At 70.1% G+C, this 15395-nt stretch carries 13 protein-coding genes; 1 reads left to right on the forward strand and 12 read right to left on the reverse strand.

Annotated features, from left to right (window positions below; genetic code table 11):
* Nucleotides 1-36 precede the first annotated feature (36 nt).
* The 9 genes from DK368_RS13645 to DK368_RS13685 form a co-directional block, all read right to left on the reverse strand.
* Nucleotides 37-897, reverse strand: coding sequence for a hypothetical protein (locus DK368_RS13645; RefSeq protein WP_114394511.1), 861 nt, complete (start codon nucleotides 895-897; stop codon nucleotides 37-39).
* Between the two features lie 154 nt (nucleotides 898-1051).
* Complete coding sequence (locus DK368_RS13650; RefSeq protein ID WP_114394512.1) at nucleotides 1052-2344, reverse strand: TIGR03862 family flavoprotein; 1293 nt, start codon at nucleotides 2342-2344, stop codon at nucleotides 1052-1054.
* A gap of 147 nt (nucleotides 2345-2491) precedes the next feature.
* On the reverse strand, nucleotides 2492-2818 hold the full coding sequence (locus DK368_RS22305; RefSeq protein WP_275668529.1) for a methyl-accepting chemotaxis protein: 327 nt from the start codon (nucleotides 2816-2818) through the stop codon (nucleotides 2492-2494).
* Nucleotides 2819-3038: 220 nt separating this feature from the next.
* Nucleotides 3039-4616 (reverse strand): phosphoglycerate dehydrogenase, encoded by a 1578-nt coding sequence (gene serA / locus DK368_RS13660; protein ID WP_114394514.1) that lies wholly within the window; start codon nucleotides 4614-4616, stop codon nucleotides 3039-3041.
* 144 nt (nucleotides 4617-4760) lie between these two features.
* Nucleotides 4761-5921 (reverse strand): phosphoserine transaminase, encoded by a 1161-nt coding sequence (locus DK368_RS13665; RefSeq protein ID WP_114394515.1) that lies wholly within the window; start codon nucleotides 5919-5921, stop codon nucleotides 4761-4763.
* Nucleotides 5922-6092: 171 nt separating this feature from the next.
* Entirely contained in the window at nucleotides 6093-7805 is a 1713-nt protein-coding gene (locus DK368_RS13670; protein ID WP_114394516.1) for a hypothetical protein, read from the reverse strand.
* 153 nt (nucleotides 7806-7958) lie between these two features.
* On the reverse strand, nucleotides 7959-8450 hold the full coding sequence (locus tag DK368_RS13675; RefSeq protein ID WP_205028223.1) for a GNAT family N-acetyltransferase: 492 nt from the start codon (nucleotides 8448-8450) through the stop codon (nucleotides 7959-7961).
* Nucleotides 8443-9255: a PhzF family phenazine biosynthesis protein gene (locus tag DK368_RS13680; RefSeq protein WP_114394517.1), complete on the reverse strand. Its 813-nt coding sequence runs from the start codon at nucleotides 9253-9255 to the stop codon at nucleotides 8443-8445. Before DK368_RS13680 ends, DK368_RS13675 begins: the two co-directional genes overlap by 8 nt.
* An 8-nt stretch (nucleotides 9256-9263) precedes the next feature.
* Nucleotides 9264-9785, reverse strand: a complete 522-nt coding sequence (locus DK368_RS13685; RefSeq protein WP_114394518.1) for a GNAT family N-acetyltransferase — start codon at nucleotides 9783-9785, stop codon at nucleotides 9264-9266.
* 192 nt (nucleotides 9786-9977) lie between these two features.
* On the opposite strand from DK368_RS13685, the gene DK368_RS13690 reads away from it, so the two are divergent.
* Nucleotides 9978-11390 carry an aminotransferase-like domain-containing protein gene (locus tag DK368_RS13690; protein WP_162306031.1) on the forward strand — a complete coding sequence of 471 codons (1413 nt, stop codon included), beginning with the start codon at nucleotides 9978-9980 and terminating at the stop codon, nucleotides 11388-11390.
* Between the two features lie 67 nt (nucleotides 11391-11457).
* On the opposite strand, the gene DK368_RS13695 is transcribed toward DK368_RS13690, so the two are convergent.
* From DK368_RS13695 to DK368_RS13710, 3 genes are all read right to left on the reverse strand, one after another.
* On the reverse strand, nucleotides 11458-12144 hold the full coding sequence (locus tag DK368_RS13695) for a class I SAM-dependent methyltransferase (protein WP_114394520.1): 687 nt from the start codon (nucleotides 12142-12144) through the stop codon (nucleotides 11458-11460).
* A 100-nt stretch (nucleotides 12145-12244) separates the two neighbouring features.
* Nucleotides 12245-12802 (reverse strand): DUF6702 family protein, encoded by a 558-nt coding sequence (locus tag DK368_RS21425; RefSeq protein ID WP_155524577.1) that lies wholly within the window; start codon nucleotides 12800-12802, stop codon nucleotides 12245-12247.
* Nucleotides 12802-15348 (reverse strand): M1 family metallopeptidase, encoded by a 2547-nt coding sequence (locus DK368_RS13710; RefSeq protein ID WP_114394523.1) that lies wholly within the window; start codon nucleotides 15346-15348, stop codon nucleotides 12802-12804. Before DK368_RS13710 ends, DK368_RS21425 begins: the two co-directional genes overlap by 1 nt.
* Nucleotides 15349-15395: the final 47 nt, after the last annotated feature.

Below are 15395 nucleotides of genomic sequence, written 5' to 3' on the forward strand. Positions count from 1 at the left end.
GCCCCGGCACCCGCAGCCGCGCCGCCGGTTGGGGGGTCACGGCTCCCGGCCGGGCCTGCGCCCGCTGCGGGGCCGTTCGCGGCTGCGGCTCTCGCCGATGCGGCCGGCCACCGGAACCGACGGGGCCGCCACCTCCAGGAACATGGCCTGGACCGGCTGCGGCCGCGCCAGCCGGCTGTAGCCGAAGCGGTAATGCACCCGGCCCGGCCCGCCGCCGCTGCCGATGGCGTCGCCCAGCACCGGCCCGTGCCGCAGCAGATAGCGCAGCAGCGACGTCACCTTCTCCCCCGCCGCCTCCACCGACCAGGGCGCGTCCCACAGCTCGACCTCGAAGCCCATGAAGTCGGCCAGACCGCTGGTGGACACAGAGACCAGCCCCGGCTTGTCCAGCCCGTAGGTCAGGCCCAGCCACAGCTGCAACGGCACATCGCCGCCCGCCGCCCGCCGGGCGAAGCCATGCATATGCTCGGCGGCGAACAGCACCCGGGCCGTGTCGTTCCAGACCGCCGTCAGCGCCGGATCGCAGGCCAGCCCGGCCATGACCCGGGTCAGCAGCCGCGCCGCCTCGGTGGCGGTCAGCCAGCTTTCATCGGCGTCGGGGAGCGACAGGCGATAATGCAGCCGGTGCCGGGCCACCAGGACGGCCCCGTCCTCCAGCCACCAGCAGCGGTTGAGCACATCGGGATCGGCCGGCCCCACCGCCAGTGCATCGAGCCGCTGCAGGACGATGCGGAGATCGCGGCTGCCGCCCGCCCCGGCAAACACCGCCCCGGCGCCGATCTGCGGCGACCGCCCCTCCAGCACCCAACGGCGGGCCGGATCGAACCGGCACAGATCCGCGAGAATATCAGCCGCGGGCAGCGTCAAGGCCGCCCGCGCCAGCGCATACAGACGCATCTCCCCTCCTCGGTTCCGTCAGACGCCCACCGCCGTCCGCGGGCATGGAGCCGGGCCGCACAGCCGACTCCACGCCCTTCCCGCCACCGATTCAGGGTTGATATCCGAGACTCATTGCAACTTTGTGATAGAATTGTGCTTATGCAACCCAATGTTAATGGTCGTGTAACCAGGAGAGCACACCCTCGGCCACGCCGACGCCGCTGGCCATGCATCCCTGCAGCAGATAACCGCCGGTCGGCGCCTCCCAGTCCAGCATCTCGCCGCAGGCGAACAGGCCGGGGCAGCGCCGCAGCATCAGATTGGCATCCAGCTCGTCCAGGCGGATGCCACCGGCGGTGGAGATGGCGCGGTCCAGTCCGCGCATGCCGGTGAAGACCAGCGGCACCGCCTTGATCCGGGCCGCCAGGGCGGCAGGCCGGACCAGATCCTCGGGCCGGCACAGCTCGCGCAGCAGCGCCCCCACCGGCGGGGTCAGCGACAGGGCCTTGCGCAGCCGGTTGGCCAGGCTGTCGGCGGCCGGCACCCGCGCCAGCTTGTTCTGGATCTGGGCCGGGGACAGGTCGGGCTTCAGGTCCAGTAGCACCGTGGCCTGCCCGTCGCGCTCCAGCGCGTCGCGCACCGGCGCCGACAGGGCATAGAGCGCCCCGCCCTCCAGCCCGCTGCGGGTGATGACCAGTTCGCCGGGCACGGTCCGCCCGGCGAAGCCCAGGGCGATGCGCTTCAGCGGCTGGCCTTCGGCCCGCTCCAGGAAGCCCGGCCCCCAGGCGATGTCGAATCCGCTGTTGGACGGGCGGAACGGGGCCAGTCCGACGCCCCGGGCCTGCACCAGCGGCGCCCAGCGCCCGTCCGATCCCAGCCGCGGCCAGCTGGCGCCGCCCAGCGCCAGCACGGTGGCCAGGGGCTGCACCTCCACCCGCCCCGACGGCGTGTCGAAGCACAGCCGCCCGGCTTCGTCCCAGCCGCTCCAGCGGTGGCGGAGGAACAGGCGCACGCCCTGGGCCGCCAGCCGGGCCAGCCAGGCCCGCAGCAGCGGACTGGCCTTGAACCCCTCGGGAAAGACCCGGCCGGAGGAACCGACCAGGGTGGGCACACCCAGGCCGGCGCACCAGGCGCGCAGATCGGCAGGGGAGAATCGGGCCAGCAGCCGCTCGAACAGCGGGCGGGCGGCGCCATAGCGGGACAGGAAACGGTCCAGCGGTTCGGAATGGGTGATGTTCAGCCCGCCGCGCCCGGCCATCAGGAATTTACGGCCGGCGGAGGGCAAGGCCTCGTAGACGTCGACGCCGCGACCGGCGGCGGACAGGATCTCGGCGGCCATCAGGCCGGCCGGGCCACCCCCGATGATGGCGATGCGGGAGGCGGCGGTGTCTCTGCCCGCGGCAGCGGCCGAAGCGGGATCGGCGGGTTGCACGGGTGCAGATGGGAGCGAATCGGTCTGGGTCATGGCCGGCAGACAAGCATGCCGGCTTCCCGGGTGCAAACGGATCTGCGCACCCCGCGGCGCACAGCCAACCGGCGCGGCACCGCTGCCGGCCGCAGGCGGACGGCCGGCCCCGCCCCGAGGCGGAGGGCCGGCCGTCACAAGGCCGCATCAGGCGTTGGTGATGGCCCGCTCGACCAGCTGGCCCAGATGCTGGGTGCGCTTGGTCAGGCTCTGCAACACCGAGGAGATCTCGGCGGTGGCCGCCGCGGTCTGACCCGACAGGTTCTTCACCTCGCCGGCGACGACGGCAAAGCCCTTGCCGGCCTCACCGGCACGGGCCGCCTCGATGGTGGCGTTCAGCGCCAGCAGGTTGGTCTGCTTGGCGATGGCATCGATCTGCTGGGCGACGGTACCGACCTTTTCGATTTCGGCGCGCAGACCTTCCAGCTCGCGGCTGATTTCCTGCAACGCCGAGGCCAGCTCGGTCTTGGTCACGGAGGTCAAATTCGAGGTCGGTTCATGCCCGTATCGCATCGCCTAACACCTGCGGTTGAAAGATTATTCCGGACGCTGCCCCGATCCGGCGGACCGGGGCACCTCACCGGTCATACCACAAATCAGTTGCGACATTCGTGACGTTTTTCACCCCGCGCGCCGGACCGCCCACCCCCGGCCACAGGGCCGGGAGCGGATCGGACCGGGAGCAGACGGAGGGTCAGAAGGACAGTTCCTTGGCACGGACCACGCTGGGCAGGGCGCGGATGGTCTCCAGCAGGGCATCGCCCATCTGCTGGTCGACACTGACCAGGGCGATGGCATTGGCCCCCGGCGCCGTGCGGCCCAGATGGAAGGTGGCGATGTTGACGCCGGCATCGCCCAGCGCGCTGCCCAGCTTGCCGATGAAGCCCGGCTTGTCCTCGTTGCGGATGAACAGCATGTGCGGCGTGACCTCGGCCTCGATCGGCACCTCCTCGATCTCCACCAGCCGGGGCTTGTCGCCGCCGAACAGGGTGCCGGCCACGGCACGGGTGCGGGTCTCGGTGGTGACGATGACGCGGACCAGGGTCTGGTAATCGCCGGCGCTCTCGCGCTTGGTCTCGCTGACCTTGATGTCGCGCTCCTTGGCGATGACGGGCGCGTTGACCATGTTGACCGACTCCATCAGCGGCCCCAGCAGGCCCTTCAGCACGATGGCGGTCAGCGGCCGGGTGTTGAGATCGGCCACCTGCCCCTCATACTCGATGGTCACGGCCTTGATGCCGCTCTCGGTGATCTGGCCGGCGAAGCCGCCCAGCTGCTCGGCCAGCTTCATATAGGGCTTCAGCTTCGGGGCATCCTCGGCCGACACCGACGGCATGTTCAGCGCGTTGACCACGGCGCCCTGCATCAGATAGTCCGACAGCTGCTCGGCCACCTGCAGCGCCACATTCTCCTGCGCCTCGGTGGTGCTGGCGCCCAGGTGCGGGGTGGCGATGACCTTCTCGTTGCCGAACAGCGGATGGGCCTTGGCCGGCTCCTCGGCGAACACGTCCAGCGCGGCGCCGGCCACATGGTCGGCATCCAGCGCCGCCTTCAGCGCCTCTTCCACGATCAGGCCGCCGCGGGCGCAGTTGATGATGCGCACGCCCTTCTTGGTCTTCGACAGGGCCTTGGCGTCCAGGATGTTGCGGGTCGCCTCGGTCAGCGGCGTGTGCAGGGTGATGAAGTCGGCCCGGCGCAGCAGCTCGTCCAGCTCCACCTTCTCCACGCCGATCTCGGTGGCGCGTTCCGGCGACAGGAACGGGTCGAAGGCCACGACCTTCATCTTCAGGCCGATGGCGCGGTCGGCGACGATGCTGCCGATATTGCCGCAGCCGATGATGCCCAGCACCTTGCCGTACAGCTCCACGCCCATGAAGCGGTTCTTCTCCCACTTGCCGGCATGGGTGGAGGTGTTGGCGGCCGGGATCTCGCGCGCCAGGGCGAACATCATGGCGATGGCGTGCTCGGCCGTGGTGATGGAATTGCCGAACGGTGTGTTCATCACCACCACGCCGCGGGCGGTGGCGGCGGGGATGTCGACATTGTCGACGCCGATGCCGGCGCGGCCGACCACCTTGAGGTTGGTGGCGGCGGCCAGGATGTCCTTGGTCACCTTGGTGGCCGAGCGGATGGCCAGGCCGTCATACTCGCCGATGATGGCCTTCAGCTCGTCGGGCTTCAGGCCGGTCTTCACATCGACCTCAACGCCGCGCTCCTTGAAGATCTCGACGGCGCGGGGGCTCAGGCTGTCGGAAATGAGAACCTTGGGCATGGGGAAACTCCTTGGCGGAACCGGCGCCGCGCGCAGGCCAGGGGCAATGAAGGGACCCAGGACTGCGGGCACACGGCATCTGTTGCGGGATAGCGGGAGGGGTGTCGGGGTCGCCGCTGGCTCACCCCGACCGGGGGACGCAGATCAGCCGGCCTTCACCTGGGCATAGGCCCAGTCCAGCCAGGGCAGCAGGGCGGCCATATCGGCATTCTCCACCGTGGCGCCGCCCCAGAGGCGGATGCCCGGCGGGGCGTCGCGGTAGGAGCCGGCATCGAGGGCCACGCCCTCCTTCTCCAGCAGCGACGTCACCTTCTTGGCGAACTCGGCCTGGGCCTCGGCCGGCAGAGCCGTGACCGCGGGGTCCACGATCTTCAGGCAGATGGAGGTGCAGGAGCGGGTCTCCGGCGTCTCCGCCAGGAAATCGACCCAGCCGGTCGCGGCCACCCAGTCGGCGATGGTCTTGAGGTTCGCCTCCGACCGGGCCTTCAGCCCCGCCAGCCCGCCAACCGACTGGGCCCAGGTCAGCCCGTCGATGGCATCCTCCACCGCGATCATCGAGGGGGTGTTGATGGTCTCCCCCTTGAAGATGCCCTCGGAGATCTTGCCGTCCTTGGTCATGCGGAAGATCTTCGGCAGCGGCCAGGCCGGCTTGTAGCTTTCCAGCCGGGCCACGGCGCGCGGGCTCAGCACCAGCATGCCGTGCGCGGCCTCGCCGCCCAGCACCTTCTGCCAGGACCAGGTGACCACATCCAGCTTGTGCCAGGGCAGATCCATGGCGAAGGCGGCCGAGGTGGCGTCGCAGATGGCCAGCCCTTCGCGGTCGTCGGCGATCCAGTCGCCGTCCGGCACGCGCACGCCCGAGGTGGTGCCGTTCCAGGTGAAGACCACATCACGGCTGAAATCCACCGTGGACAGGTCGGGGATCTTGCCATAGCCGGCGGTCAGGGTGCGGACATCGGCCAGCTTCAGCTGCTTGACCACGTCGGTGACCCAGTCCTTGCCGAAGCTCTCCCAGGCCAGCATGTCGACGCCGCGGGCGCCCAGCAGCGACCACAGGGCCATCTCGACCGCACCGGTGTCGGAGGCGGGAACGATGCCCAGCCGGTAATCGGCGGGGATGCCCAGAATGTCCTTGGAGAGGGAGATCACCTGCTCCAGCTTGGCCTTGCCGGGCTTGGAGCGGTGGGAACGGCCGACCAGGGCACCCTTGAGTGCCTCGATGGTCCAGCCCGGGCGCTTGGCGCAGGGGCCGGACGAGAATTGCGGATTCGCGGGGCGAACCGCGGGCTTCGGCAGAGCCAGCATATGGCTATTCCTTCCAGAATAGTAGCGCCCCGTTGGGGGGGCGTGACCCGCCGCCGACAGTAGGGGAAGTCGCCCCCCCGGTCAATTGCCGCACCCCCCGCGCCGATCAGATTTCTGCCCTGCAGACTCCGCAATGGAAAGAATATTAGCAATTCCGCGGAAACGCCCCGCTCAGGCGGCCATCGGCACCAGCGACCGGTCCACCAGGCCGGACTCCAGCATGGTGTTGCACAGGCCGAAGAAGGCGTCACGGCGGGCCTGGACGCTGGTGAAGCGCTCCAGATAATGCAGGATGAACTCCGGCCGCTTCAGGGCCTGGGTCAGCTGGTCGGTGGCCAGCTGGCGCGCCCGCCCCTCGGGCAGGCCGGGGCAGAGCCGCAGCAGCGCCAGCATGCGGTCGGTGAAGGCCAGGGCGGTGTTGGCCAGGATCTCGGCCCGGATCAGCTCGAACAGGGCCGAGTCCAGAATCTCCAGCATCTCCCGCCGGGGCACGGCCGGCAGGTCCGCCGCGGCCAGACGGCTGGCCAACCCGGCCAGCGGCTTGATGGCCTCCATGCGGTTGCCCTGCTCGCGCACGATATCCTCCGGCGCCACGAAGGGGCGGAGATAGGGCATCAGCTTGGCCTTGGCCGCCTCGCCCGGCGTCTCCGCCGCCAGATCCAGCAGCAGCTCGGCCCGGCCCAGGATGGTGCGGACCGGGGTCACCAGATCGGACACCGCCTCCGGCTGGATCAGGCGGCCGGCACGGACCGACAGGGCCTCGACCACCTCCTCGTCCTCGGCCAGCGACGGATCATGGCGGCGCAGATGCGCCAGCACCTGGGCCGTGGCCCGCATCTCGTCGCGCAGCCCGCCGTTGCTGCCCAGCGGCAGCCGGGCATGCAGATGGCGCAGCAGCCCATGCCGCAGCTCGGCCAGGGTGCGCGGCAGCACGCCCGCCGCCAGCAGTGTCGACAGACATTTCACCCCGGGCGGCAGCGCCGTGCCGCCGCCGCCCAGATGGCCGGCATGCAGGTCGATGGCGTTCAGCACCAGGGCCAGCCGCGTCTGCTGTTCGCCCGCCAGCGCCTTCAGGGCCGAGGGTGAGGCCAGGATCTCCGCGGCCAGACTGTCCAGCACCCGCATCTCGCGCACGGTCAGCGTGCGCGACCACAGCCGGAACAGCCGGTCGAGCTTGTCCACCCAGGTGGTGGCCGGAGCCAGATGGGCGGCGACGGCACGGAACAGGGCACGGACCCCGGCCTCGCCCGCCGGCAGGGCCGCCGACAGCGCCGCCAGCCCGTCGGCCGGGATGGGCGGCGGCGCCCCGGCCCGCGCCGCGGCGTTGAGACCGCCCAGCCCCGCCTCGATGACAGCCAGCAGTGCCTTCATGCGGGCCGCCGCCGTCTGCCGTGTGCCGCGGACCTGCAGGCTGGCGATGCGTTGCAGCGCGCCCTGCAGCACGGTGCCGGCGCTGTCCAGGGCGCGCGCCGGCACCTCGTAGCTCAGCACCTCCAGCGGCGTGACCCGCTGTTCATCGAGATAACGGCCGAGAAAGGACCGCATCAGCTGGCGGGCCGCGTCGCTCAGCAGATCCTCCGGCCCGTCGCACCAGGACACGTCGCGGCCCGGATGGGCCACGGCCAGCGGGTCCGTCTCCTGCACGCCGGGGCGCAGGCGCTTCGACAGCGTCACCACCGTGCGGAACCCGTGATCGACATAGTCCAGACGGCGCACCACCCGCACCCCGTCCACCTCGTTGCGCTGGGCCAGCAAGGCCCCCTGCCGCTCCAGCGCGTGCAGGCCGGCATGCTCCTTCACCAGCAGCCATGCATCCCCGTGCAGGCTGTGCAGCTCGTAGACGGTTTCCACCCTGCCGACCAGGGTCGCACGATCAAAATCCAAAGTCGGAGTCCCAGGCAAGGGGCCACATTCACCTACAAAGGCATGCAGCGTGGATCGCCGCATGCCGACAGGTGGCCAGTCTGGCGCAGACCGCTTCCCCGGGTAAACCGATTAATCCTTTCGATTAGGTTACAACGATGCAAAAAACCGGTTTCAGATCGTCGATGGTGCCCCGCCGGGCCGGACCATGACCCGGGCCGGATTGGTCAGCGGGCCGAAGCCGAGGCGGGCGTACAGCAGATGGGCGTCACGGGTGAACAGCATCCAGCGCCGCAGATCCTGCAGATCGGGATGGGCCAGGGTGCAGGAAACCAGCCAGCGCCCCAGCCCCCGGCCCCGCGCCGTCTCGACCACGATGACGTCGGCCAGATAGGCGAAGGTCGCCCGGTCGCTGACGACGCGGCAATAACCGCACTGCACCCCGTCGGGGGCGTAGAGGCCGAAGGGGATGGAATGGCGGGCCGCCCGCTCCACCCGCGCCCGCTCCACGCCCGGCGACCAGTAGCTGGCAGCCAGGGCGGGATGGATGACGTCGAAATCCAGCCGCGCCGGGTCGGTGGAGACCACATGCCCGTCGTCGCGGGTCCAGGCCGGCACCGGCCCGTCCCCCGGATCGGCCGGATCGGGAACCGGCCGCTCAGACATGGATGTGCCCGTCGAGATAGAGCACGGCCCGGCCGCCGATGCGCACCCGGTCGCCGGCCAGGGCGCAGCGCAGCCGGCCGCCGCGGCGGGACAGCTGCCGTGCCTCCAGCGTGGTCCGGCCCAGCCGCTCCGCCCAATAGGGGATCAGGGTGCAGTGGGCGGAGCCGGTCACCGGGTCCTCCGGAATGCCCCGGCCGGGGGCGAAGAAGCGGGACACGAAGTCGATGCCGTCACGGTCATCCGTGCCGGCTGGGGCGGGTCCGGGTGCGGTGACGATGGCCATGCGGTCCAGCCCGGCCACCACCGCCATGTCCGGCGCCAGCCCCGCCACCTGCTCCGCCGTCTCATAGACGACCAGATAATCCCGCGCCGCCAGCACCGCCTGCGGCGCAGGGCCGCCCAGGCCCCGCAGCAGCGCCTCCGGCGCCTCGACCCGGTGCGGCGGCCGGGCGGGGAAGTCCAGCGTCAGCACATCGCCCGCCGCCGTCACCCGCAGCTCGCCCGCGCGCTGGGTGCGGAAGCGCAGATCGGTCGTGCCCGGCGCCAGAATGGTGCTGATGACATGGGCCGTCGCCAGGGTGGCGTGGCCGCACAGATCCACCTCCACCGACGGCGTGAACCAGCGCAGCCCCCAGACCCCGTCCCCTTCCGCCACGAAGAAGGCGGTTTCCGACAGATTGTTCTCGGCGGCGATGGCCTGCATGGTCGCGGCCGGCAGCCAGTCCGGCAGCGGCACCACCGCCGCCGGATTTCCGGCGAACACCCGGTCGGTGAAGGCGTCGACCTGATAGAGCGGCAAGCGCATGGCGATCCTCAAAGGCTGGTGAAATCGAAGGCGTTGTCCAGCGGGGCCAGACCCACATGGGGATAATAGCTCCGCGCCGCCGGGGCGGAGAGCAGCAGGCAGCGCACGGGCTGACCTGCACCGGCCGCGGCCCCGTCCGCACCGGTTTCGCTGGCCGCGGTTTCGCTGGCCGGGGTCCCGCCGGCCGTGGTCCCGCTGGCCGCATCGCGCGTCAGACGCATCAGCTGCCGGCCGATGCCGCGGCCCTGCCAGGCACGATCGACCGCCAGGTCCGACAGATAGCAGCAGAAGGCGAAGTCGGTGATCGCACGGGCGACCCCGACCAGGTGCCCGCCGGCGCGGGCGGTCACGATCAGGTCGGCCTGGCGCAGCATGCGCTCGATCCGGGGCCGGTCCGCCACCGGCCGCCGCGCCGCCAGACCGGAGCGCTCCAGCAGGTCGATGAACGACGCCGCCGTCAAACCGGGCTCCAGACCGTACTCAAGGACGGACGGCGCCGTCTCGTCCGCTCCCTCGCCCAGGGTTCCCATGATCCCTCCCGCGGGCATCACGCCCGGATTGTCCGCATACAATAGCGAAACATCTGGCAGGCAATGCCTTGCCGATACGATACAATGCCGGTACATTCCATGCCTTGCACCGTCAACGCCGACATTGTCGCGGTGACATCTGCCTCTCCCCACGGCATCCGCCGGACCTGCCCGCCTGCAACGGCCCAGAGCATGAACAGCCCTCCTCCCCTGTCCTGGCGTCCCGACCTGTCGCAGCGGCGCGGGCCGCTCTACCGCATCATCGCCCAGGCCCTGCAGGACGACATCGTCCAGGGCCGGGTGCCGCCCGGCACCCGCCTGCCCACCCACCGCGATCTGGCCTGGGACCTGAAGGTGACGGTGGGCACCATCACCCGCGCCTATCAGGAGGTGGAGCGGCAGGGCCTCATCGGGGGCGAGGTCGGCCGCGGCACCTTCGTGCGCGATCCGCGCCGGCTGGCGGAAGCGCCGGTGGACGCGGCCCCGCCCTCGGGGCTGGTGGATCTGTCGGTCAACGCCCCCGCCCTCTGGCCCGACGGGCCGTCGCTGCGCGCCGCCCTGGCCGCCGTGGCGGACCGGCCGGACCTGCTGTCGGCCATGGCCTATCTGCCGCAGGGGCCGCTGTCGATGCGGACCAGCCTGGCCCGCTGGATCGCCGCCACCGGCGGGCCGGAGATCGCGCCCGAACGGCTGCTGCTGGCCCCCGGCGGCCAGGGCGCCATGCATGCGGCCGTGGCCGCCGTCACCCGGCCGGGCGACGTGCTTCTGGTGGAGCAGTTGAGCTATCCCGGCATCCGGCCGCTGGCCGTGCAGCTCGGCCTGCGGCTGGTGGGCGTCGCCATGGACGATCAGGGCGTGCTGCCCGACGCGGTGGAGCAGGCGGCCCGCCAGCACGGTGCCCGCGCCCTCTATGTCATGCCGACGCTGCACAACCCCACCACCGTGACCCAGCCGCGGGCGCGGCGGGAGACCCTGGCCGCCCTGGCCCGGCGCAGCGGGCTGGTGCTGGTGGAGGATGATGTCTACGGCTTCCTGCACCAGCCGCCGGCGGGGCATGCCCTTCCGACCCTGGCCGCCCTGGCGCCGGAACAGACGCTTTATGTCTCCAGCGTCTCGAAAAGCCTGTTCCCCGGCCTGCGGACCGGAATCGTCGCCGCACCGCCGGTGCTGCAGGACAAGGTGGCCCAGGTGCTGCGGGCCACGGTGCTGGCGCCGGCCCATCTGGGGCTGGCGGTGACGGCGGAGCTGATCGACAGCGGCGAGGCCGACCGCATCGTCGCCCGCCGCCGCGCGCTGGTGGCGGAGCGTCAGGCCCTGGCGCGCCGCATCCTGGGTGAGCGTCTGTACGGCTCCAGCGCCGCGGCCACGCATCTGTGGCTGCCGCTGGATGCGCCCTGGCGCTGCGACGGCTTCACCCGCACCCTGCTGGAACAGGGCATCAAGGTGACGCCGGCCGACGCCTTCGCCCTGGCCCGCGGCGAGGTGCCGGAGGCCGTGCGCGTCTGCCTCTGCTCCATCGACGGGGCGGACTGTCTGGCCCGGGCGCTGGAGCGGCTGGCCACGCTGCTGGGCCAGCCGGCGCAGCTGGATCAGGCCCTGATCTGAACGGGTCCTGGCCGGCCCGCTGCCCCACCCCGCTGCCCCAGCCCGCTGGTCCGCCCCGCTGCCGCGGTCAGCCGGCGGCCGGCTGGCCGTCCGCTGGCTGGCCATCCGCTGGTTGGCCGTCCGCTGGCAATTCGGCCTGGATCAGGAAGCTGCCGTAACACCAGATCGGCAGGGACTCGCCGACATGGCGCGACACCCTGCCGGAGCCGCACCACGCCACCTTCACAAAGCCGGCATCCCGCAGCATCACCGCAAGCTGGCGCGGATAATGGGCCGACAGATGTGCCCCGCCGACAGTCGTGCCGCCGGTCAGCAGCAGGCGGATATAATCCGGGTACGGCGTCGTCAGCAGGATCTGGCCCGCCGGCTTGAGAATACGGGCGAACTCCGCAAGGCTGGCGATGCCGTCGGCATAGGTCAGATGCTCGATGAATTCGCCGGCGACGATGGCATCGAAGCTGGCGTCGGCAATGCCGCTGGCGGTGCTGAAGCCGCAATATCCCCCGGCATAGGCCTCCGCCGGCAGGCGGTCGATGCGCGACGGGACACAATCAAGGCCGTAGATGCGCAAGGCCGGACGCAGGGCCTTCAAGGCAATTCCGCCGCGTCCGGGGCCGGACCCCACATCCAGCACGGTCGTCACCCCGGGACGCAGCTTGCGCCCGAACTGCTGGTAGCGTTCCGCGGTGAAGGGATCGCGCTCCGCGATCTCCATCGCCGCATTCTTCGCAACATAGTCGGCCTGCGTGACCACCCGCCCTCCCCGCTCATGAATGGTGTGGCATGAGCGGGAATTGATAGCAAAGATTGCAGGCCACAGGAAGGGTGCGGCGACCGGACCGTCTGTTCCCCGCTCAGAACTCCGCGCGCTTCCAGCCGTCGCCGGCCTTGAAGATCAGGGTGCGGATACCGGCGGCGCCGGCCAGGCCATTGTCGAGATTGACCTGGTTCTGCTGCTCCGGGAACACGTCGGTCAGGATGCTGTCGCGCACGCCGAAGGCCGGCGGCGGTTGCGGCAGCGGCCGCTGCTGGTAGATGTAGAGCTGGTCGCCCTCCTGCTCCGCCCCCAGCAGGGTCAGATCCAGCGGGTTGCCGGCGGCGTCGCGCAGGGCGAAATGCTTCTCCACATAAAGGGCCAGCTGCGCCTGGGTGCGCGGGACGCCCACATCGGGGGCGGACACGCCCTCGATATCGTGCAGCGCCACCTCGGCATCATGGGCATGCAGGCGGTGGGAGATCTCCAGCAGCGCATTGCGCGGGTTCCATCGCACCCAGCTGGTGGAGGCCTTGGCCCGGTGGGCCAGGGCCGGCCGGGCCGCCAGGGTGCCGGCCACACCAATGGCCAGGGCCGGGCCGGCCAGGGTCAGGCCGGCGGCCAGCAGCCGGCGGCGCGTCAACGATCCGTGGTTCATCAGTTCCGTCCCGGTTGCAGCGGCACATCGGTGCGGCTGCCCTCCTTGCCGTTTCCGGCCTTATCGTTTCCAGCCTTGTCGGGGCCGGTCTTGTCGGGCCCCTCCTTCTCCGGCCCGTCGCCCCCCTCTTTGCCGGACGTCTCGCTCTTCAGTTCGACCAGCAGGTCGGCCATCAGGTTGCTGACAGCCTCCTTCTCCTTGAACAGCTCGATGCGCGACCGCTCGATCTTCTGGGGGAAGCTGTTGTCGCTGCGGTCGGCGTCGGCGATCTCGTGCCGCCGGTCCAGTTCGACCGAAACGACGCGCCTGGGCCGGATCAGCATCTTGGTCACAGCCTTGGGGTCCAGGCGCCAGATCTCCGCCGGGATCAGCAGATCCTCCGTCGCCCCGTCCTCGAAGGTCAGGGTCAGCGGCAGCGGCATGACCAGCCCGCCCTTGTTGCGGAAACTGAGGAAATAGACGAAGTCCTTGTCCTTCTGCGCCCGCTCCAGCGCTTCGCGCTCCCACGCCTCCAGCCCCTTCAGCAGGGCCGCATGGTCGTTGCGGTCCTTGTTGGTGACGGTGAAGCGGTCATTCTCGTTGTAGAGGTCCTTGAGGTCGGGGTACCGCTCCACCCGCGTCTGCACCCCGGCCTCGCGGTTGCGGGCCTGACCCAGCGGCTCGACCCGGTCCCGCCTGTCCTCCGCCCGCGCCAGCGGCTTCTCCACCTCGGGATCGCGGCTGGAGATGGTGTATTCGCGCACATCGTCGATGGCGATGTCTACATGGTCGGTGGTGTAGAACCAGCCGCGCCAGAACCAGTCCAGATCGATGCCGGACGCATCCTCCATGGTGCGGAAGAAGTCCGCCGGGGTCGGGCGCTTGAACTTCCAGCGGTTGGCATATTCGCGGAAGGCATGGTCGAATAGGGCGCGGCCCATCACCGTTTCGCGCAGGATGGTCAGGGCCGTGGCCGGCTTGGTGTAGGCGTTGGGGCCGAGCTGGGCCACGCTGTCCGACTGGGTCATGATCGGCTGCTGGTTCTGGCTCAGCATATAGTCGATGGCGATGTCGGGCAGGTTGGGATTGCGGGTATGGGCGCCGAAATCCGCCTCCCATTCCAGCTGCGCCACATTCTGCAGGAAGGTGTTCAGCCCCTCATCCATCCAGGTCCATTGCCGCTCGTCGGAATTGACCGTCATCGGGAAGTAGATATGCCCGATCTCATGGATGATGACGCCGATCAGCCCGTATTTGGCCTGGGCGGAATAGGTGACCTTGCCGGTCTTCTTGTCCTTGACCGGCCGCGACCCGTTGAAGGTGATCATCGGGTATTCCATCCCGCCGCGGTCCCAGGTGTTGACCGACTGGGCCGTGGGATAGGGATAGGGGAAGGAATACTTGGAATAGGTCTCCAGCGTATGGACCACGGCCTGGGTCGAATATGTCGACCACAGCGGCTCGGCCTCGTTGGGATAGAAGGACATGGCCAGAACGACGGGCTGCTGCCCGTCCTCCTGGCGATGGCCCATGGCGTCCCAGATGAACTTGTTGGAACTGGCCCAGGCGAAGTCGCGCACATTGCGGGCCTTGAACACCCAGGTGCGGGTGCCCGCCTCGGCCGCGGCCTCGTTGGCCTTGGCCTCCTCCGGGGTGACGATGAAGACCGGGCTGCTGGCGGTCCTGGCCTGCTCCAGCCGCCGGCGCTGCTCCGGCGTCAGCACCTCGCCCGGATTCTGCAACTCGCCGCTGGCGGCCACGATGTGGTCCGCCGGCACGGTCAGCGCCACCTCGTAATCCCCGAACTCCAGCGTGAACTCGCCGCGGCCCAGGAAGGCCTTGTGCTGCCAGCCGGCATAGTCGGTATAGGCGGCCATGCGGGGGAACCACTGGGCCAGGAAGAACAGGTCGGTGTTGGTCTCCCTGAAATGTTCGTAGCCGCCGCGCCCGCCGATCCGGTCGTGGTCGCCGATATTGCTGGACCAGTCGATGCGGAAACCGACGGACTTGCCCGGCTCCAGCGGCCGGGGCAGATCGATGCGCATCATGGTGTCGACCACGGTATAGGGCAGCGGGGTGCCCTTCTCGTCGGTCACCGCCGTCAGCTCGACCCCGTATTCGATGTCCTTGTGGGCCTGCTCCCGCCGCAGCGTGCCATAGGTCAGCCGGTCGGCCGGCTCGTCGCCGGATCTGGCCCGGCCGCGGCCCGCCGTCTCGGTCAGGCGGGCCATGGAGCCGTCCTTGAAGATGTTCTGGTCCAGCTGCAGCCAGAGATAACGCAGCGTGTCGGGGGAATTGTTGCTGTAGCGGATGGTCTCGCTGGCGCTGAGGCGCTTGGCGGCGGCATCCAGCGTCACCGCGATCCTGTAATCGGCGCGCTGCTGCCAGTACTGGTGGCCGGGCGCGCCGGACGCCGTGCGGTAGCTGTTGGGTGTGGGCAGGTCCACCTCAAGCTGGCGGAACTTGTCTTCCCAGTCGCCCTTGGTCTGCCGGACCGCATCGGCGGCAGCCGGACCCGCCGCCAGCAGGACGGCCAAGGCCGTGCCCGCGAACGCCCTGAACCCCATTCCCCGTCTCCCGCACTGCCTCCACTGGCCGCCCCTTGGCCGGGGCG

It is taken from the genome of Oleisolibacter albus (assembly GCF_003336875.1).
In the GTDB taxonomy this organism is placed as follows: domain Bacteria; phylum Pseudomonadota; class Alphaproteobacteria; order Azospirillales; family Azospirillaceae; genus Niveispirillum; species Niveispirillum album.

Excerpts from the sequence above, each read along its gene's own strand:
- DK368_RS13645 (WP_114394511.1), bottom strand. The coding sequence starts at position 897 with ATGCGTCTGTATGCGCTGGCGCGGGCGGCCTTGACGCTGCCCGCGGCT.
- DK368_RS13650 (WP_114394512.1), bottom strand. The coding sequence starts at position 2,344 with ATGACCCAGACCGATTCGCTCCCATCTGCACCCGTGCAACCCGCCGAT.
- serA (WP_114394514.1), bottom strand. The coding sequence starts at position 4,616 with ATGCCCAAGGTTCTCATTTCCGACAGCCTGAGCCCCCGCGCCGTCGAG.
- DK368_RS13665 (WP_114394515.1), bottom strand. The coding sequence starts at position 5,921 with ATGCTGGCTCTGCCGAAGCCCGCGGTTCGCCCCGCGAATCCGCAATTC.
- DK368_RS13675 (WP_205028223.1), bottom strand. The coding sequence starts at position 8,450 with ATGTCTGAGCGGCCGGTTCCCGATCCGGCCGATCCGGGGGACGGGCCG.
- DK368_RS13680 (WP_114394517.1), bottom strand. The coding sequence starts at position 9,255 with ATGCGCTTGCCGCTCTATCAGGTCGACGCCTTCACCGACCGGGTGTTC.
- DK368_RS13685 (WP_114394518.1), bottom strand. The coding sequence starts at position 9,785 with ATGGGAACCCTGGGCGAGGGAGCGGACGAGACGGCGCCGTCCGTCCTT.
- DK368_RS13690 (WP_162306031.1), top strand. The coding sequence starts at position 9,978 with ATGAACAGCCCTCCTCCCCTGTCCTGGCGTCCCGACCTGTCGCAGCGG.
- DK368_RS21425 (WP_155524577.1), bottom strand. The coding sequence starts at position 12,802 with ATGAACCACGGATCGTTGACGCGCCGCCGGCTGCTGGCCGCCGGCCTG.
- DK368_RS13710 (WP_114394523.1), bottom strand. The coding sequence starts at position 15,348 with ATGGGGTTCAGGGCGTTCGCGGGCACGGCCTTGGCCGTCCTGCTGGCG.